Source organism: Pseudomonas sp. 32_A (assembly GCF_017490905.1).
Classification (GTDB): Bacteria; Pseudomonadota; Gammaproteobacteria; order Pseudomonadales; family Pseudomonadaceae; genus Aquipseudomonas; species Aquipseudomonas inefficax.
Genome location: NZ_JAFGYI010000049.1, coordinates 20,314 through 39,203, shown reverse-complemented (window position 1 = coordinate 39,203; position 18,890 = coordinate 20,314). Strand labels below are relative to the sequence as shown.

General features: G+C 57.0%; 20 protein-coding genes. All 20 read left to right on the top strand.

Going from position 1 to position 18,890, the window contains the following annotated elements:
• The first annotated feature begins 135 nt into the window (after positions 1-135).
• From J5M58_RS22950 to J5M58_RS22855, 20 genes are read left to right on the top strand one after another with little or no spacing between them, the layout of a single operon-like run.
• On the top strand, positions 136-681 hold the full coding sequence (locus tag J5M58_RS22950) for a DNA-packaging protein (RefSeq protein ID WP_000453580.1): 546 nt from the start codon (positions 136-138) through the stop codon (positions 679-681).
• Entirely contained in the window at positions 656-2,581 is a 1,926-nt protein-coding gene (locus J5M58_RS22945; protein ID WP_001027292.1) for a phage terminase large subunit family protein, read from the top strand. The genes J5M58_RS22950 and J5M58_RS22945 overlap by 26 nt, the downstream gene beginning before the upstream one ends.
• Positions 2,578-2,784 (top strand): phage head-tail joining protein, encoded by a 207-nt coding sequence (locus J5M58_RS22940; RefSeq protein ID WP_000198149.1) that lies wholly within the window; start codon positions 2,578-2,580, stop codon positions 2,782-2,784. Before J5M58_RS22945 ends, J5M58_RS22940 begins: the two co-directional genes overlap by 4 nt.
• A complete protein-coding gene (locus J5M58_RS22935; protein ID WP_001359455.1) occupies positions 2,781-4,382 on the top strand; it encodes a phage portal protein in 1,602 nt (533 codons plus the stop codon). Before J5M58_RS22940 ends, J5M58_RS22935 begins: the two co-directional genes overlap by 4 nt.
• Positions 4,363-5,682, top strand: coding sequence for a S49 family peptidase (locus J5M58_RS22930; protein ID WP_000123343.1), 1,320 nt, complete (start codon positions 4,363-4,365; stop codon positions 5,680-5,682). Before J5M58_RS22935 ends, J5M58_RS22930 begins: the two co-directional genes overlap by 20 nt.
• A gap of 9 nt (positions 5,683-5,691) precedes the next feature.
• Positions 5,692-6,024 carry a head decoration protein gene (locus J5M58_RS22925; RefSeq protein WP_001297109.1) on the top strand — a complete coding sequence of 111 codons (333 nt, stop codon included), beginning with the start codon at positions 5,692-5,694 and terminating at the stop codon, positions 6,022-6,024.
• Between the two features lie 55 nt (positions 6,025-6,079).
• On the top strand, positions 6,080-7,105 hold the full coding sequence (locus tag J5M58_RS22920) for a major capsid protein (RefSeq protein WP_000063280.1): 1,026 nt from the start codon (positions 6,080-6,082) through the stop codon (positions 7,103-7,105).
• 41 nt (positions 7,106-7,146) lie between these two features.
• Positions 7,147-7,545 carry a DNA-packaging protein FI gene (locus J5M58_RS22915; protein WP_000158919.1) on the top strand — a complete coding sequence of 133 codons (399 nt, stop codon included), beginning with the start codon at positions 7,147-7,149 and terminating at the stop codon, positions 7,543-7,545.
• Between the two features lie 11 nt (positions 7,546-7,556).
• A complete protein-coding gene (locus tag J5M58_RS22910; protein ID WP_000752979.1) occupies positions 7,557-7,910 on the top strand; it encodes a head-tail joining protein in 354 nt (117 codons plus the stop codon).
• 11 nt (positions 7,911-7,921) lie between these two features.
• Entirely contained in the window at positions 7,922-8,500 is a 579-nt protein-coding gene (locus J5M58_RS22905) for a phage tail protein (protein WP_000975070.1), read from the top strand.
• Positions 8,497-8,892: a phage minor tail U family protein gene (locus tag J5M58_RS22900; protein ID WP_000683105.1), complete on the top strand. Its 396-nt coding sequence runs from the start codon at positions 8,497-8,499 to the stop codon at positions 8,890-8,892. The genes J5M58_RS22905 and J5M58_RS22900 overlap by 4 nt, the downstream gene beginning before the upstream one ends.
• Positions 8,893-8,899: 7 nt before the next feature.
• Entirely contained in the window at positions 8,900-9,640 is a 741-nt protein-coding gene (locus tag J5M58_RS22895; protein ID WP_001349920.1) for a phage tail protein, read from the top strand.
• Between the two features lie 15 nt (positions 9,641-9,655).
• Entirely contained in the window at positions 9,656-10,078 is a 423-nt protein-coding gene (gpG, locus tag J5M58_RS22890; protein ID WP_000479153.1) for a phage tail assembly chaperone G, read from the top strand.
• Entirely contained in the window at positions 10,060-10,494 is a 435-nt protein-coding gene (locus J5M58_RS22885) for a phage tail assembly protein T (protein ID WP_000459457.1), read from the top strand. Before gpG ends, J5M58_RS22885 begins: the two co-directional genes overlap by 19 nt.
• The gene (locus J5M58_RS22880; protein WP_000840207.1) at positions 10,487-13,048 is read left to right on the top strand and encodes a phage tail tape measure protein; all 2,562 of its coding nucleotides are present in this window, start codon (positions 10,487-10,489) and stop codon (positions 13,046-13,048) included. Before J5M58_RS22885 ends, J5M58_RS22880 begins: the two co-directional genes overlap by 8 nt.
• Positions 13,045-13,374, top strand: coding sequence for a phage tail protein (locus J5M58_RS22875; protein WP_000847379.1), 330 nt, complete (start codon positions 13,045-13,047; stop codon positions 13,372-13,374). The genes J5M58_RS22880 and J5M58_RS22875 overlap by 4 nt, the downstream gene beginning before the upstream one ends.
• On the top strand, positions 13,374-14,072 hold the full coding sequence (locus tag J5M58_RS22870) for a phage minor tail protein L (RefSeq protein ID WP_001152639.1): 699 nt from the start codon (positions 13,374-13,376) through the stop codon (positions 14,070-14,072). The genes J5M58_RS22875 and J5M58_RS22870 overlap by 1 nt, the downstream gene beginning before the upstream one ends.
• Before the next feature lie 5 nt (positions 14,073-14,077).
• Entirely contained in the window at positions 14,078-14,821 is a 744-nt protein-coding gene (locus tag J5M58_RS22865) for a C40 family peptidase (protein ID WP_000194780.1), read from the top strand.
• A complete protein-coding gene (locus tag J5M58_RS22860) occupies positions 14,818-15,390 on the top strand; it encodes a tail assembly protein (protein WP_001407644.1) in 573 nt (190 codons plus the stop codon). Before J5M58_RS22865 ends, J5M58_RS22860 begins: the two co-directional genes overlap by 4 nt.
• 60 nt (positions 15,391-15,450) lie before the next feature.
• The gene (locus J5M58_RS22855) at positions 15,451-18,849 is read left to right on the top strand and encodes a host specificity protein J (RefSeq protein WP_000515495.1); all 3,399 of its coding nucleotides are present in this window, start codon (positions 15,451-15,453) and stop codon (positions 18,847-18,849) included.
• Positions 18,850-18,890: the final 41 nt, after the last annotated feature.

The window sequence follows — 18,890 nt, the reverse complement described above, 5'->3', positions numbered from 1 at the left end:
TTTCCGTTCTTCTTCGTCATAACTTAATGTTTTTATTTAAAATACCCTCTGAAAAGAAAGGAAACGACAGGTGCTGAAAGCGAGCTTTTTGGCCTCTGTCGTTTCCTTTCTCTGTTTTTGTCCGTGGAATGAACAATGGAAGTCAACAAAAAGCAGCTGGCTGACATTTTCGGTGCGAGTATCCGTACCATTCAGAACTGGCAGGAACAGGGAATGCCCGTTCTGCGAGGCGGTGGCAAGGGTAATGAGGTGCTTTATGACTCTGCCGCCGTCATAAAATGGTATGCCGAAAGGGATGCTGAAATTGAGAACGAAAAGCTGCGCCGGGAGGTTGAAGAACTGCGGCAGGCCAGCGAGGCAGATCTCCAGCCAGGAACTATTGAGTACGAACGCCATCGACTTACGCGTGCGCAGGCCGACGCACAGGAACTGAAGAATGCCAGAGACTCCGCTGAAGTGGTGGAAACCGCATTCTGTACTTTCGTGCTGTCGCGGATCGCAGGTGAAATTGCCAGTATTCTCGACGGGCTCCCCCTGTCGGTGCAGCGGCGTTTTCCGGAACTGGAAAACCGACATGTTGATTTCCTGAAACGGGATATCATCAAAGCCATGAACAAAGCAGCCGCGCTGGATGAACTGATACCGGGGTTGCTGAGTGAATATATCGAACAGTCAGGTTAACAGGCTGCGGCATTTTGTCCGCGCCGGGCTTCGCTCACTGTTCAGGCCGGAGCCACAGACCGCCGTTGAATGGGCGGATGCTAATTACTATCTCCCGAAAGAATCCGCATACCAGGAAGGGCGCTGGGAAACACTGCCCTTTCAGCGGGCCATCATGAATGCGATGGGCAGCGACTACATCCGTGAGGTGAATGTGGTGAAGTCTGCCCGTGTCGGTTATTCCAAAATGCTGCTGGGTGTTTATGCCTACTTTATAGAGCATAAGCAGCGCAACACCCTTATCTGGTTGCCGACGGATGGTGATGCCGAGAACTTTATGAAAACCCACGTTGAGCCGACTATTCGTGATATTCCGTCGCTGCTGGCGCTGGCCCCGTGGTATGGCAAAAAGCACCGGGATAACACGCTCACCATGAAGCGTTTCACTAATGGGCGTGGCTTCTGGTGCCTGGGCGGTAAAGCGGCAAAAAACTACCGTGAAAAGTCGGTGGATGTGGCGGGTTATGATGAACTTGCTGCTTTTGATGATGATATTGAACAGGAAGGCTCTCCGACGTTCCTGGGTGACAAGCGTATTGAAGGCTCGGTCTGGCCAAAGTCCATCCGTGGCTCCACGCCAAAAGTGAGAGGCACCTGTCAGATTGAGCGTGCAGCCAGTGAATCCCCGCATTTTATGCGTTTTCATGTTGCCTGCCCGCATTGCGGGGAGGAGCAGTATCTTAAATTTGGCGACAAAGAGACGCCGTTTGGCCTCAAATGGACGCCGGATGACCCCTCCAGCGTGTTTTATCTCTGCGAGCATAATGCCTGCGTCATCCGCCAGCAGGAGCTGGACTTTACTGATGCCCGTTATATCTGCGAAAAGACCGGGATCTGGACCCGTGATGGCATTCTCTGGTTTTCGTCATCCGGTGAAGAGATTGAGCCACCTGACAGTGTGACCTTTCACATCTGGACAGCGTACAGCCCGTTCACCACCTGGGTGCAGATTGTCAAAGACTGGATGAAAACGAAAGGGGATACGGGAAAACGTAAAACCTTCGTAAACACCACGCTCGGTGAGACGTGGGAGGCGAAAATTGGCGAACGTCCGGATGCTGAAGTGATGGCAGAGCGGAAAGAGCATTATTCAGCGCCCGTTCCTGACCGTGTGGCTTACCTGACCGCCGGTATCGACTCCCAGCTGGACCGCTACGAAATGCGCGTATGGGGATGGGGGCCGGGTGAGGAAAGCTGGCTGATTGACCGGCAGATTATTATGGGCCGCCACGACGATGAACAGACGCTGCTGCGTGTGGATGAGGCCATCAATAAAACCTATACCCGCCGGAATGGTGCAGAAATGTCGATATCCCGTATCTGCTGGGATACTGGCGGGATTGACCCGACCATTGTGTATGAACGCTCGAAAAAACATGGGCTGTTCCGGGTGATCCCCATTAAAGGGGCATCCGTCTACGGAAAGCCGGTGGCCAGCATGCCACGTAAGCGAAACAAAAACGGGGTTTACCTTACCGAAATCGGTACGGATACCGCGAAAGAGCAGATTTATAACCGCTTCACACTGACGCCGGAAGGGGATGAACCGCTTCCCGGTGCCGTTCACTTCCCGAATAACCCGGATATTTTTGATCTGACCGAAGCGCAGCAGCTGACTGCTGAAGAGCAGGTCGAAAAATGGGTGGATGGCAGGAAAAAAATACTGTGGGACAGCAAAAAGCGACGCAATGAGGCACTCGACTGCTTCGTTTATGCGCTGGCGGCGCTGCGCATCAGTATTTCCCGCTGGCAGCTGGATCTCAGTGCGCTGCTGGCGAGCCTGCAGGAAGAGGATGGTGCAGCAACCAACAAGAAAACACTGGCAGATTACGCCCGTGCCTTATCCGGAGAGGATGAATGACGCGACAGGAAGAACTTGCCGCTGCCCGTGCGGCACTGCATGACCTGATGACAGGTAAACGGGTGGCAACAGTACAGAAAGACGGACGAAGGGTGGAGTTTACGGCCACTTCCGTGTCTGACCTGAAAAAATATATTGCAGAGCTGGAAGTGCAGACCGGCATGACACAGCGACGCAGGGGACCTGCAGGATTTTATGTATGAAAACGCCCACCATTCCCACCCTTCTGGGGCCGGACGGCATGACATCGCTGCGCGAATATGCCGGTTATCACGGCGGTGGCAGCGGATTTGGAGGGCAGTTGCGGTCGTGGAACCCACCGAGTGAAAGTGTGGATGCAGCCCTGTTGCCCAACTTTACCCGTGGCAATGCCCGCGCAGACGATCTGGTACGCAATAACGGCTATGCCGCCAACGCCATCCAGCTGCATCAGGATCATATCGTCGGGTCTTTTTTCCGGCTCAGTCATCGCCCAAGCTGGCGCTATCTGGGCATCGGGGAGGAAGAAGCCCGTGCCTTTTCCCGCGAGGTTGAAGCGGCATGGAAAGAGTTTGCCGAGGATGACTGCTGCTGCATTGACGTTGAGCGAAAACGCACGTTTACCATGATGATTCGGGAAGGTGTGGCCATGCACGCCTTTAACGGTGAACTGTTCGTTCAGGCCACCTGGGATACCAGTTCGTCGCGGCTTTTCCGGACACAGTTCCGGATGGTCAGCCCGAAGCGCATCAGCAACCCGAACAATACCGGCGACAGCCGGAACTGCCGTGCCGGTGTGCAGATTAATGACAGCGGTGCGGCGCTGGGATATTACGTCAGCGAGGACGGGTATCCTGGCTGGATGCCGCAGAAATGGACATGGATACCCCGTGAGTTACCCGGCGGGCGCGCCTCGTTCATTCACGTTTTTGAACCCGTGGAGGACGGGCAGACTCGCGGTGCAAATGTGTTTTACAGCGTGATGGAGCAGATGAAGATGCTCGACACGCTGCAGAACACGCAGCTGCAGAGCGCCATTGTGAAGGCGATGTATGCCGCCACCATTGAGAGTGAGCTGGATACGCAGTCAGCGATGGATTTTATTCTGGGCGCGAACAGTCAGGAGCAGCGGGAAAGGCTGACCGGCTGGATTGGTGAAATTGCCGCGTATTACGCCGCAGCGCCGGTCCGGCTGGGAGGCGCAAAAGTACCGCACCTGATGCCGGGTGACTCACTGAACCTGCAGACGGCTCAGGATACGGATAACGGCTACTCCGTGTTTGAGCAGTCACTGCTGCGGTATATCGCTGCCGGGCTGGGTGTCTCGTATGAGCAGCTTTCCCGGAATTACGCCCAGATGAGCTACTCCACGGCACGGGCCAGTGCGAACGAGTCGTGGGCGTACTTTATGGGGCGGCGAAAATTCGTCGCATCCCGTCAGGCGAGCCAGATGTTTCTGTGCTGGCTGGAAGAGGCCATCGTTCGCCGCGTGGTGACGTTACCTTCAAAAGCGCGCTTCAGTTTTCAGGAAGCCCGCAGTGCCTGGGGGAACTGCGACTGGATAGGCTCCGGTCGTATGGCCATCGATGGTCTGAAAGAAGTTCAGGAAGCGGTGATGCTGATAGAAGCCGGACTGAGTACCTACGAGAAAGAGTGCGCAAAACGCGGTGACGACTATCAGGAAATTTTTGCCCAGCAGGTCCGTGAAACGATGGAGCGCCGTGCAGCCGGTCTTAAACCGCCCGCCTGGGCGGCTGCAGCATTTGAATCCGGGCTGCGACAATCAACAGAGGAGGAGAAGAGTGACAGCAGAGCTGCGTAATCTCCCGCATATTGCCAGCATGGCCTTTAATGAGCCGCTGATGCTTGAACCCGCCTATGCGCGGGTTTTCTTTTGTGCGCTTGCAGGCCAGCTTGGGATCAGCAGCCTGACGGATGCGGTGTCCGGCGACAGCCTGACTGCCCAGGAGGCACTCGCGACGCTGGCATTATCCGGTGATGATGACGGACCACGACAGGCCCGCAGTTATCAGGTCATGAACGGCATCGCCGTGCTGCCGGTGTCCGGCACGCTGGTCAGCCGGACGCGGGCGCTGCAGCCGTACTCGGGGATGACCGGTTACAACGGCATTATCGCCCGTCTGCAACAGGCTGCCAGCGATCCGATGGTGGACGGCATTCTGCTCGATATGGACACGCCCGGCGGGATGGTGGCGGGGGCATTTGACTGCGCTGACATCATCGCCCGTGTGCGTGACATAAAACCGGTATGGGCGCTTGCCAACGACATGAACTGCAGTGCAGGTCAGTTGCTTGCCAGTGCCGCCTCCCGGCGTCTGGTCACGCAGACCGCCCGGACAGGCTCCATCGGCGTCATGATGGCTCACAGTAATTACGGTGCTGCGCTGGAGAAACAGGGTGTGGAAATCACGCTGATTTACAGCGGCAGCCATAAGGTGGATGGCAACCCCTACAGCCATCTTCCGGATGACGTCCGGGAGACACTGCAGTCCCGGATGGACGCAACCCGCCAGATGTTTGCGCAGAAGGTGTCGGCATATACCGGCCTGTCCGTGCAGGTTGTGCTGGATACCGAGGCTGCAGTGTACAGCGGTCAGGAGGCCATTGATGCCGGACTGGCTGATGAACTTGTTAACAGCACCGATGCGATCACCGTCATGCGTGATGCACTGGATGCACGTAAATCCCGTCTCTCAGGAGGGCGAATGACCAAAGAGACTCAATCAACAACTGTTTCAGCCACTGCTTCGCAGGCTGACGTTACTGACGTGGTGCCAGCGACGGAGGGCGAGAACGCCAGCGCGGCGCAGCCGGACGTGAACGCGCAGATCACCGCAGCGGTTGCGGCAGAAAACAGCCGCATTATGGGGATCCTCAACTGTGAGGAGGCTCACGGACGCGAAGAACAGGCACGCGTGCTGGCAGAAACCCCCGGTATGACCGTGAAAACGGCCCGCCGCATTCTGGCCGCAGCACCACAGAGTGCACAGGCGCGCAGTGACACTGCGCTGGATCGTCTGATGCAGGGGGCACCGGCACCGCTGGCTGCAGGTAACCCGGCATCTGATGCCGTTAACGATTTGCTGAACACACCAGTGTAAGGGATGTTTATGACGAGCAAAGAAACCTTTACCCATTACCAGCCGCAGGGCAACAGTGACCCGGCTCATACCGCAACCGCGCCCGGCGGATTGAGTGCGAAAGCGCCTGCAATGACCCCGCTGATGCTGGACACCTCCAGCCGTAAGCTGGTTGCGTGGGATGGCACCACCGACGGTGCTGCCGTTGGCATTCTTGCGGTTGCTGCTGACCAGACCAGCACCACGCTGACGTTCTACAAGTCCGGCACGTTCCGTTATGAGGATGTGCTCTGGCCGGAGGCTGCCAGCGACGAGACGAAAAAACGGACCGCGTTTGCCGGAACGGCAATCAGCATCGTTTAACTTTACCCTTCATCACTAAAGGCCGCCTGTGCGGCTTTTTTTACGGGATTTTTTTATGTCGATGTACACAACCGCCCAACTGCTGGCGGCAAATGAGCAGAAATTTAAGTTTGATCCGCTGTTTCTGCGTCTCTTTTTCCGTGAGAGCTATCCCTTCACCACGGAGAAAGTCTATCTCTCACAAATTCCGGGACTGGTAAACATGGCGCTGTACGTTTCGCCGATTGTTTCCGGTGAGGTTATCCGTTCCCGTGGCGGCTCCACCTCTGAATTTACGCCGGGATATGTCAAGCCGAAGCATGAAGTGAATCCGCAGATGACCCTGCGTCGCCTGCCGGATGAAGATCCGCAGAATCTGGCGGACCCGGCTTACCGCCGCCGTCGCATCATCATGCAGAACATGCGTGACGAAGAGCTGGCCATTGCTCAGGTCGAAGAGATGCAGGCAGTTTCTGCCGTGCTTAAGGGCAAATACACCATGACCGGTGAAGCCTTCGATCCGGTTGAGGTGGATATGGGCCGCAGTGAGGAGAATAACATCACGCAGTCCGGCGGCACGGAGTGGAGCAAGCGTGACAAGTCCACGTATGACCCGACCGACGATATCGAAGCCTACGCGCTGAACGCCAGCGGTGTGGTGAATATCATCGTGTTCGATCCGAAAGGCTGGGCGCTGTTCCGTTCCTTCAAAGCCGTCAAGGAGAAGCTGGATACCCGTCGTGGCTCTAATTCCGAGCTGGAGACAGCGGTGAAAGACCTGGGCAAAGCGGTGTCCTATAAGGGGATGTATGGCGATGTGGCCATCGTCGTGTATTCCGGACAGTACGTGGAAAACGGCGTCAAAAAGAACTTCCTGCCGGACAACACGATGGTGCTGGGGAACACTCAGGCACGCGGTCTGCGCACCTATGGCTGCATTCAGGATGCGGACGCACAGCGCGAAGGCATTAACGCCTCTGCCCGTTACCCGAAAAACTGGGTGACCACCGGCGATCCGGCGCGTGAGTTCACCATGATTCAGTCAGCACCGCTGATGCTGCTGGCTGACCCTGATGAGTTCGTGTCCGTACAACTGGCGTAATCATGGCCCTTCGGGGCCATTGTTTCTCTGTGGAGGAGTCCATGACGAAAGATGAACTGATTGCCCGTCTCCGCTCGCTGGGTGAACAACTGAACCGTGATGTCAGCCTGACGGGGACGAAAGAAGAACTGGCGCTCCGTGTGGCAGAGCTGAAAGAGGAGCTTGATGACACGGATGAAACTGCCGGTCAGGACACCCCTCTCAGCCGGGAAAATGTGCTGACCGGACATGAAAATGAGGTGGGATCAGCGCAGCCGGATACCGTGATTCTGGATACGTCTGAACTGGTCACGGTCGTGGCACTGGTGAAGCTGCATACTGATGCACTTCACGCCACGCGGGATGAACCTGTGGCATTTGTGCTGCCGGGAACGGCGTTTCGTGTCTCTGCCGGTGTGGCAGCCGAAATGACAGAGCGCGGCCTGGCCAGAATGCAATAACGGGAGGCGCTGTGGCTGATTTCGATAACCTGTTCGATGCTGCCATTGCCCGCGCCGATGAAACGATACGCGGGTACATGGGAACGTCAGCCACCATTACATCCGGTGAGCAGTCAGGTGCGGTGATACGTGGTGTTTTTGATGACCCTGAAAATATCAGCTATGCCGGACAGGGCGTGCGCGTTGAAGGCTCCAGCCCGTCCCTGTTTGTCCGGACTGATGAGGTGCGGCAGCTGCGGCGTGGAGACACGCTGACCATCGGTGAGGAAAATTTCTGGGTAGATCGGGTTTCGCCGGATGATGGCGGAAGTTGTCATCTCTGGCTTGGACGGGGCGTACCGCCTGCCGTTAACCGTCGCCGCTGAAAGGGGGATGTATGGCCATAAAAGGTCTTGAGCAGGCCGTTGAAAACCTCAGCCGTATCAGCAAAACGGCGGTGCCTGGTGCCGCCGCAATGGCCATTAACCGCGTTGCTTCATCCGCGATATCGCAGTCGGCGTCACAGGTTGCCCGTGAGACAAAGGTACGCCGGAAACTGGTAAAGGAAAGGGCCAGGCTGAAAAGGGCCACGGTCAAAAATCCGCAGGCCAGAATCAAAGTTAACCGGGGGGATTTGCCCGTAATCAAGCTGGGTAATGCGCGGGTTGTCCTTTCGCGCCGCAGGCGTCGTAAAAAGGGGCAGCGTTCATCCCTGAAAGGTGGCGGCAGCGTGCTTGTGGTGGGTAACCGTCGTATTCCCGGCGCGTTTATTCAGCAACTGAAAAATGGCCGGTGGCATGTCATGCAGCGTGTGGCTGGGAAAAACCGTTACCCCATTGATGTGGTGAAAATCCCGATGGCGGTGCCGCTGACCACGGCGTTTAAACAAAATATTGAGCGGATACGGCGTGAACGTCTTCCGAAAGAGCTGGGCTATGCGCTGCAGCATCAACTGAGGATGGTAATAAAGCGATGAAACATACTGAACTCCGTGCAGCCGTACTGGATGCACTGGAGAAGCATGACACCGGGGCGACGTTTTTTGATGGTCGCCCCGCTGTTTTTGATGAGGCGGATTTTCCGGCAGTTGCCGTTTATCTCACCGGCGCTGAATACACGGGCGAAGAGCTGGACAGCGATACCTGGCAGGCGGAGCTGCATATCGAAGTTTTCCTGCCTGCTCAGGTGCCGGATTCAGAGCTGGATGCGTGGATGGAGTCCCGGATTTATCCGGTGATGAGCGATATCCCGGCACTGTCAGATTTGATCACCAGTATGGTGGCCAGCGGCTATGACTACCGGCGCGACGATGATGCGGGCTTGTGGAGTTCAGCCGATCTGACTTATGTCATTACCTATGAAATGTGAGGACGCTATGCCTGTACCAAATCCTACAATGCCGGTGAAAGGTGCCGGGACCACCCTGTGGGTTTATAAGGGGAGCGGTGACCCTTACGCGAATCCGCTTTCAGACGTTGACTGGTCGCGTCTGGCAAAAGTTAAAGACCTGACGCCCGGCGAACTGACCGCTGAGTCCTATGACGACAGCTATCTCGATGATGAAGATGCAGACTGGACTGCGACCGGGCAGGGGCAGAAATCTGCCGGAGATACCAGCTTCACGCTGGCGTGGATGCCCGGAGAGCAGGGGCAGCAGGCGCTGCTGGCGTGGTTTAATGAAGGCGATACCCGTGCCTATAAAATCCGCTTCCCGAACGGCACGGTCGATGTGTTCCGTGGCTGGGTCAGCAGTATCGGTAAGGCGGTGACGGCGAAGGAAGTGATCACCCGCACGGTGAAAGTCACCAATGTGGGACGTCCGTCGATGGCAGAAGATCGCAGCACGGTAACAGCGGCAACCGGCATGACCGTGACGCCTGCCAGCACCTCGGTGGTGAAAGGGCAGAGCACCACGCTGACCGTGGCCTTCCAGCCGGAGGGCGTAACCGACAAGAGCTTTCGTGCGGTGTCTGCGGATAAAACAAAAGCCACCGTGTCGGTCAGTGGTATGACCATCACCGTGAACGGCGTTGCTGCAGGCAAGGTCAACATTCCGGTTGTATCCGGTAATGGTGAGTTTGCTGCGGTTGCAGAAATTACCGTCACCGCCAGTTAATCCGGAGAGTCAGCGATGTTCCTGAAAACCGAATCATTTGAACATAACGGTGTGACCGTCACGCTTTCTGAACTGTCAGCCCTGCAGCGCATTGAGCATCTCGCCCTGATGAAACGGCAGGCAGAACAGGCGGAGTCAGACAGCAACCGGAAGTTTACTGTGGAAGACGCCATCAGAACCGGCGCGTTTCTGGTGGCGATGTCCCTGTGGCATAACCATCCGCAGAAGACGCAGATGCCGTCCATGAATGAAGCCGTTAAACAGATTGAGCAGGAAGTGCTTACCACCTGGCCCACGGAGGCAATTTCTCATGCTGAAAACGTGGTGTACCGGCTGTCTGGTATGTATGAGTTTGTGGTGAATAATGCCCCTGAACAGACAGAGGACGCCGGGCCCGCAGAGCCTGTTTCTGCGGGAAAGTGTTCGACGGTGAGCTGAGTTTTGCCCTGAAACTGGCGCGTGAGATGGGGCGACCCGACTGGCGTGCCATGCTTGCCGGGATGTCATCCACGGAGTATGCCGACTGGCACCGCTTTTACAGTACCCATTATTTTCATGATGTTCTGCTGGATATGCACTTTTCCGGGCTGACGTACACCGTGCTCAGCCTGTTTTTCAGCGATCCGGATATGCATCCGCTGGATTTCAGTCTGCTGAACCGGCGCGAGGCTGACGAAGAGCCTGAAGATGATGTGCTGATGCAGAAAGCGGCAGGGCTTGCCGGAGGTGTCCGCTTTGGCCCGGACGGGAATGAAGTTATCCCCGCTTCCCCGGATGTGGCGGACATGACGGAGGATGACGTAATGCTGATGACAGTATCAGAAGGGATCGCAGGAGGAGTCCGGTATGGCTGAACCGGTAGGCGATCTGGTCGTTGATTTGAGTCTGGATGCGGCCAGATTTGACGAGCAGATGGCCAGAGTCAGGCGTCATTTTTCTGGTACGGAAAGTGATGCGAAAAAAACAGCGGCAGTCGTTGAACAGTCGCTGAGCCGACAGGCGCTGGCTGCACAGAAAGCGGGGATTTCCGTCGGGCAGTATAAAGCCGCCATGCGTATGCTGCCTGCACAGTTCACCGACGTGGCCACGCAGCTTGCAGGCGGGCAAAGTCCGTGGCTGATCCTGCTGCAACAGGGGGGGCAGGTGAAGGACTCCTTCGGCGGGATGATCCCCATGTTCAGGGGGCTTGCCGGTGCGATCACCCTGCCGATGGTGGGGGCCACCTCGCTGGCGGTGGCGACCGGTGCGCTGGCGTATGCCTGGTATCAGGGCAACTCAACCCTGTCCGATTTCAACAAAACGCTGGTCCTTTCCGGCAATCAGGCGGGACTGACGGCAGATCGTATGCTGGTCCTGTCCAGAGCCGGGCAGGCGGCAGGGCTGACGTTTAACCAGACCAGCGAGTCACTCAGCGCACTGGTTAAGGCGGGGGTAAGCGGTGAGGCTCAGATTGCGTCCATCAGCCAGAGTGTGGCGCGTTTCTCCTCTGCATCCGGCGTGGAGGTGGACAAGGTCGCTGAAGCCTTCGGGAAGCTGACCACAGACCCGACGTCGGGGCTGACGGCGATGGCTCGCCAGTTCCATAACGTGTCGGCGGAGCAGATTGCGTATGTTGCTCAGTTGCAGCGTTCCGGCGATGAAGCCGGGGCATTGCAGGCGGCGAACGAGGCCGCAACGAAAGGGTTTGATGACCAGACCCGCCGCCTGAAAGAGAACATGGGCACGCTGGAGACCTGGGCAGACAGGACTGCGCGGGCATTCAAATCCATGTGGGATGCGGTGCTGGATATTGGTCGTCCTGATACCGCGCAGGAGATGCTGATTAAGGCAGAGGCTGCGTATAAGAAAGCAGACGACATCTGGAATCTGCGCAAGGATGATTATTTTGTTAACGATGAAGCGCGGGCGCGTTACTGGGATGATCGTGAAAAGGCCCGTCTTGCGCTTGAAGCCGCCCGAAAGAAGGCTGAGCAGCAGACTCAACAGGACAAAAATGCGCAGCAGCAGAGCGATACCGAAGCGTCACGGCTGAAATATACCGAAGAGGCGCAGAAGGCTTACGAACGGCTGCAGACGCCGCTGGAGAAATATACCGCCCGTCAGGAAGAACTGAACAAGGCACTGAAAGACGGGAAAATCCTGCAGGCGGATTACAACACGCTGATGGCGGCGGCGAAAAAGGATTATGAAGCGACGCTGAAAAAGCCGAAACAGTCCAGCGTGAAGGTGTCTGCGGGCGATCGTCAGGAAGACAGTGCTCATGCTGCCCTGCTGACGCTTCAGGCAGAACTCCGGACGCTGGAGAAGCATGCCGGAGCAAATGAGAAAATCAGCCAGCAGCGCCGGGATTTGTGGAAGGCGGAGAGTCAGTTCGCGGTACTGGAGGAGGCGGCGCAACGTCGCCAGCTGTCTGCACAGGAGAAATCCCTGCTGGCGCATAAAGATGAGACGCTGGAGTACAAACGCCAGCTGGCTGCACTTGGCGACAAGGTTACGTATCAGGAGCGCCTGAACGCGCTGGCGCAGCAGGCGGATAAATTCGCACAGCAGCAACGGGCAAAACGGGCCGCCATTGATGCGAAAAGCCGGGGGCTGACTGACCGGCAGGCAGAACGGGAAGCCACGGAACAGCGCCTGAAGGAACAGTATGGCGATAATCCGCTGGCGCTGAATAACGTCATGTCAGAGCAGAAAAAGACCTGGGCGGCTGAAGACCAGCTTCGCGGGAACTGGATGGCAGGCCTGAAGTCCGGCTGGAGTGAGTGGGAAGAGAGCGCCACGGACAGTATGTCGCAGGTAAAAAGTGCAGCCACGCAGACCTTTGATGGTATTGCACAGAATATGGCGGCGATGCTGACCGGCAGTGAGCAGAACTGGCGCAGCTTCACCCGTTCCGTGCTGTCCATGATGACAGAAATTCTGCTTAAGCAGGCAATGGTGGGGATTGTCGGGAGTATCGGCAGCGCCATTGGCGGGGCTGTTGGTGGCGGCGCATCCGCGTCAGGCGGTACAGCCATTCAGGCCGCTGCGGCGAAATTCCATTTTGCAACCGGAGGATTTACGGGAACCGGCGGCAAATATGAGCCAGCGGGGATTGTTCACCGTGGTGAGTTTGTCTTCACGAAGGAGGCAACCAGCCGGATTGGCGTGGGGAATCTTTACCGGCTGATGCGCGGCTATGCCACCGGCGGTTATGTCGGTACACCGGGCAGCATGGCAGACAGCCGGTCGCAGGCGTCCGGGACGTTTGAGCAGAATAACCATGTGGTGATTAACAACGACGGCACGAACGGGCAGATAGGTCCGGCTGCTCTGAAGGCGGTGTATGACATGGCCCGCAAGGGTGCCCGTGATGAAATTCAGACACAGATGCGTGATGGTGGCCTGTTCTCCGGAGGTGGACGATGAAGACCTTCCGCTGGAAAGTGAAACCCGGTATGGATGTGGCTTCGGTCCCTTCTGTAAGAAAGGTGCGCTTTGGTGATGGCTATTCTCAGCGAGCGCCTGCCGGGCTGAATGCCAACCTGAAAACGTACAGCGTGACGCTTTCTGTCCCCCGTGAGGAGGCCACGGTACTGGAGTCGTTTCTGGAAGAGCACGGGGGCTGGAAATCCTTTCTGTGGACGCCGCCTTATGAGTGGCGGCAGATAAAGGTGACCTGCGCAAAATGGTCGTCGCGGGTCAGTATGCTGCGTGTTGAGTTCAGCGCAGAGTTTGAACAGGTGGTGAACTGATGCAGGATATCCGGCAGGAAACACTGAATGAATGCACCCGTGCGGAGCAGTCGGCCAGCGTGGTGCTCTGGGAAATCGACCTGACAGAGGTCGGTGGAGAACGTTATTTTTTCTGTAATGAGCAGAACGAAAAAGGTGAGCCGGTCACCTGGCAGGGGCGACAGTATCAGCCGTATCCCATTCAGGGGAGCGGTTTTGAACTGAATGGCAAAGGCACCAGTACGCGCCCCACGCTGACGGTTTCTAACCTGTACGGTATGGTCACCGGGATGGCGGAAGATATGCAGAGTCTGGTCGGCGGAACGGTGGTCCGGCGTAAGGTTTACGCCCGTTTTCTGGATGCGGTGAACTTCGTCAACGGAAACAGTTACGCCGATCCGGAGCAGGAGGTGATCAGCCGCTGGCGCATTGAGCAGTGCAGCGAACTGAGCGCGGTGAGTGCCTCCTTTGTACTGTCCACGCCGACGGAAACGGATGGCGCTGTTTTTCCGGGACGTATCATGCTGGCCAACACCTGCACCTGGACCTATCGCGGTGACGAGTGCGGTTATAGCGGTCCGGCTGTCGCGGATGAATATGACCAGCCAACGTCCGATATCACGAAGGATAAATGCAGCAAATGCCTGAGCGGTTGTAAGTTCCGCAATAACGTCGGCAACTTTGGCGGCTTCCTTTCCATTAACAAACTTTCGCAGTAAATCCCATGACACAGACAGAATCAGCGATTCTGGCGCACGCCCGGCGATGTGCGCCAGCGGAGTCGTGCGGCTTCGTGGTAAGCACGCCGGAGGGGGAAAGATATTTCCCCTGCGTGAATATCTCCGGTGAGCCGGAGGCGTATTTCCGTATGTCGCCGGAAGACTGGCTGCAGGCAGAAATGCAGGGTGAGATTGTGGCGCTGGTCCACAGCCACCCCGGTGGTCTGCCCTGGCTGAGTGAGGCCGACCGGCGGCTGCAGGTGCAGAGTGATTTGCCGTGGTGGCTGGTCTGCCGGGGGACGATTCATAAGTTCCGCTGTGTGCCGCATCTCACCGGGCGGCGCTTTGAGCACGGTGTGACGGACTGTTACACACTGTTCCGGGATGCTTATCATCTGGCGGGGATTGAGATGCCGGACTTTCATCGTGAGGATGACTGGTGGCGTAACGGCCAGAATCTCTATCTGGATAATCTGGAGGCGACGGGGCTGTATCAGGTGCCGTTGTCAGCGGCACAGCCGGGCGATGTGCTGCTGTGCTGTTTTGGTTCATCAGTGCCGAATCACGCCGCAATTTACTGCGGCGACGGCGAGCTGCTGCACCATATTCCTGAACAACTGAGCAAACGAGAGAGGTACACCGACAAATGGCAGCGACGCACACACTCCCTCTGGCGTCACCGGGCATGGCGCGCATCTGCCTTTACGGGGATTTACAACGATTTGGTCGCCGCATCGACCTTCGTGTGAAAACGGGGGCTGAAGCCATCCGGGCACTGGCCACACAGCTCCCGGCGTTTCGTCAGAAACTGAGCGACGGCTGGTATCAGGTACGGATTGCCGGGCGGGACGTCAGCACGTCCGGGTTAACGGCGCAGTTACATGAGACTCTGCCTGATGGCGCTGTAATTCATATTGTTCCCAGAGTCGCCGGGGCCAAGTCAGGTGGCGTATTCCAGATTGTCCTGGGGGCTGCCGCCATTGCCGGATCATTCTTTACCGCCGGAGCCACCCTTGCAGCATGGGGGGCAGCCATTGGGGCCGGTGGTATGACCGGCATCCTGTTTTCTCTCGGTGCCAGTATGGTGCTCGGTGGTGTGGCGCAGATGCTGGCACCGAAAGCCAGAACTCCCCGTATACAGACAACGGATAACGGTAAGCAGAACACCTATTTCTCCTCACTGGATAACATGGTTGCCCAGGGCAATGTTCTGCCTGTTCTGTACGGGGAAATGCGCGTGGGGTCACGCGTGGTTTCTCAGGAGATCAGCACGGCAGACGAAGGGGACGGTGGTCAGGTTGTGGTGATTGGTCGCTGATGCAAAATGTTTTATGTGAAACCGCCTGCGGGCGGTTTTGTCATTTATGGAGCGTGAGGAATGGGTAAAGGAAGCAGTAAGGGGCATACCCCGCGCGAAGCGAAGGACAACCTGAAGTCCACGCAGTTGCTGAGTGTGATCGATGCCATCAGCGAAGGGCCGATTGAAGGTCCGGTGGATGGCTTAAAAAGCGTGCTGCTGAACAGTACGCCGGTGCTGGACACTGAGGGGAATACCAACATATCCGGTGTCACGGTGGTGTTCCGGGCTGGTGAGCAGGAGCAGACTCCGCCGGAGGGATTTGAATCCTCCGGCTCCGAGACGGTGCTGGGTACGGAAGTGAAATATGACACGCCGATCACCCGCACCATTACGTCTGCAAACATCGACCGTCTGCGCTTTACCTTCGGTGTACAGGCACTGGTGGAAACCACCTCAAAGGGTGACAGGAATCCGTCGGAAGTCCGCCTGCTGGTTCAGATACAACGTAACGGTGGCTGGGTGACGGAAAAAGACATCACCATTAAGGGCAAAACCACCTCGCAGTATCTGGCCTCGGTGGTGATGGGTAACCTGCCGCCGCGCCCGTTTAATATCCGGATGCGCAGGATGACGCCGGACAGCACCACAGACCAGCTGCAGAACAAAACGCTCTGGTCGTCATACACTGAAATCATCGATGTGAAACAGTGCTACCCGAACACGGCACTGGTCGGCGTGCAGGTGGACTCGGAGCAGTTCGGCAGCCAGCAGGTGAGCCGTAATTATCATCTGCGCGGGCGTATTCTGCAGGTGCCGTCGAACTATAACCCGCAGACGCGGCAATACAGCGGTATCTGGGACGGAACGTTTAAACCGGCATACAGCAACAACATGGCCTGGTGTCTGTGGGATATGCTGACCCATCCGCGCTACGGCATGGGGAAACGTCTTGGTGCGGCGGATGTGGATAAATGGGCGCTGTATGTCATCGGCCAGTACTGCGACCAGTCAGTGCCGGACGGCTTTGGCGGCACGGAGCCGCGCATCACCTGTAATGCGTACCTGACCACACAGCGTAAGGCGTGGGATGTGCTCAGCGATTTCTGCTCGGCGATGCGCTGTATGCCGGTATGGAACGGGCAGACGCTGACGTTCGTGCAGGACCGACCGTCGGATAAGACGTGGACCTATAACCGCAGTAATGTGGTGATGCCGGATGATGGCGCGCCGTTCCGCTACAGCTTCAGCGCCCTGAAGGACCGCCATAATGCCGTTGAGGTGAACTGGATTGACCCGAACAACGGCTGGGAGACGGCGACAGAGCTTGTTGAAGATACGCAGGCCATTGCCCGTTACGGTCGTAATGTTACGAAGATGGATGCCTTTGGCTGTACCAGCCGGGGGCAGGCACACCGCGCCGGGCTGTGGCTGATTAAAACAGAACTGCTGGAAACGCAGACCGTGGATTTCAGCGTCGGCGCAGAAGGGCTTCGCCATGTACCGGGCGATGTTATTGAAATCTGCGATGATGACTATGCCGGTATCAGCACCGGTGGTCGTGTGCTGGCGGTGAACAGCCAGACCCGGACGCTGACGCTCGACCGTGAAATCACGCTGCCATCCTCCGGTACCGCGCTGATAAGCCTGGTTGACGGAAGTGGCAATCCGGTCAGCGTGGAGGTTCAGTCCGTCACCGACGGCGTGAAGGTAAAAGTGAGCCGTGTTCCTGACGGTGTTGCTGAATACAGCGTATGGGAGCTGAAGCTGCCGACGCTGCGCCAGCGACTGTTCCGCTGCGTGAGTATCCGTGAGAACGACGACGGCACGTATGCCATCACCGCCGTGCAGCATGTGCCGGAAAAAGAGGCCATCGTGGATAACGGGGCGCACTTTGACGGCGAACAGAGTGGCACGGTGAATGGTGTCACGCCGCCAGCGGTGCAGCACCTGACCGCAGAAGTCACTGCAGACAGCGGGGAATATCAGGTGCTGGCGCGATGGGACACACCGAAGGTGGTGAAGGGCGTGAGTTTCCTGCTCCGTCTGACCGTAACAGCGGACGACGGCAGTGAGCGGCTGGTCAGCACGGCCCGGACGACGGAAACCACATACCGCTTCACGCAACTGGCGCTGGGGAACTACAGGCTGACAGTCCGGGCGGTAAATGCGTGGGGGCAGCAGGGCGATCCGGCGTCGGTATCGTTCCGGATTGCCGCACCGGCAGCACCGTCGAGGATTGAGCTGACGCCGGGCTATTTTCAGATAACCGCCACGCCGCATCTTGCCGTTTATGACCCGACGGTACAGTTTGAGTTCTGGTTCTCGGAAAAGCAGATTGCGGATATCAGACAGGTTGAAACCAGCACGCGTTATCTTGGTACGGCGCTGTACTGGATAGCCGCCAGTATCAATATCAAACCGGGCCATGATTATTACTTTTATATCCGCAGTGTGAACACCGTTGGCAAATCGGCATTCGTGGAGGCCGTCGGTCGGGCGAGCGATGATGCGGAAGGTTACCTGGATTTTTTCAAAGGCAAGATAACCGAATCCCATCTCGGCAAGGAGCTGCTGGAAAAAGTCGAGCTGACGGAGGATAACGCCAGCAGACTGGAGGAGTTTTCGAAAGAGTGGAAGGATGCCAGTGATAAGTGGAATGCCATGTGGGCTGTCAAAATTGAGCAGACCAAAGACGGCAAACATTATGTCGCGGGTATTGGCCTCAGCATGGAGGACACGGAGGAAGGCAAACTGAGCCAGTTTCTGGTTGCCGCCAATCGTATCGCATTTATTGACCCGGCAAACGGGAATGAAACGCCGATGTTTGTGGCGCAGGGCAACCAGATATTCATGAACGACGTGTTCCTGAAGCGCCTGACGGCCCCCACCATTACCAGCGGCGGCAATCCTCCGGCCTTTTCCCTGACACCGGACGGAAAGCTGACCGCTAAAAATGCGGATATCAGTGGCAGTGTGAATGCGAACTCCGGGACGCTCAGTAATGTGACGATAGCTGAAAACTGTACGATAAACGGTACGCTGAGGGCGGAAAAAATCGTCGGGGACATTGTAAAGGCGGCGAGCGCGGCTTTTCCGCGCCAGCGTGAAAGCAGTGTGGACTGGCCGTCAGGTACCCGTACTGTCACCGTGACCGATGACCATCCTTTTGATCGCCAGATAGTGGTGCTTCCGCTGACGTTTCGCGGAAGTAAGCGTACTGTCAGCGGCAGGACAACGTATTCGATGTGTTATCTGAAAGTACTGATGAACGGTGCGGTGATTTATGATGGCGCGGCGAACGAGGCGGTACAGGTGTTCTCCCGTATTGTTGACATGCCAGCGGGTCGGGGAAACGTGATCCTGACGTTCACGCTTACGTCCACACGGCATTCGGCAGATATTCCGCCGTATACGTTTGCCAGCGATGTGCAGGTTATGGTGATTAAGAAACAGGCGCTGGGCATCAGCGTGGTCTGAGTGTGTTACAGAGGTTCGTCCGGGAACGGGCGTTTTATTAT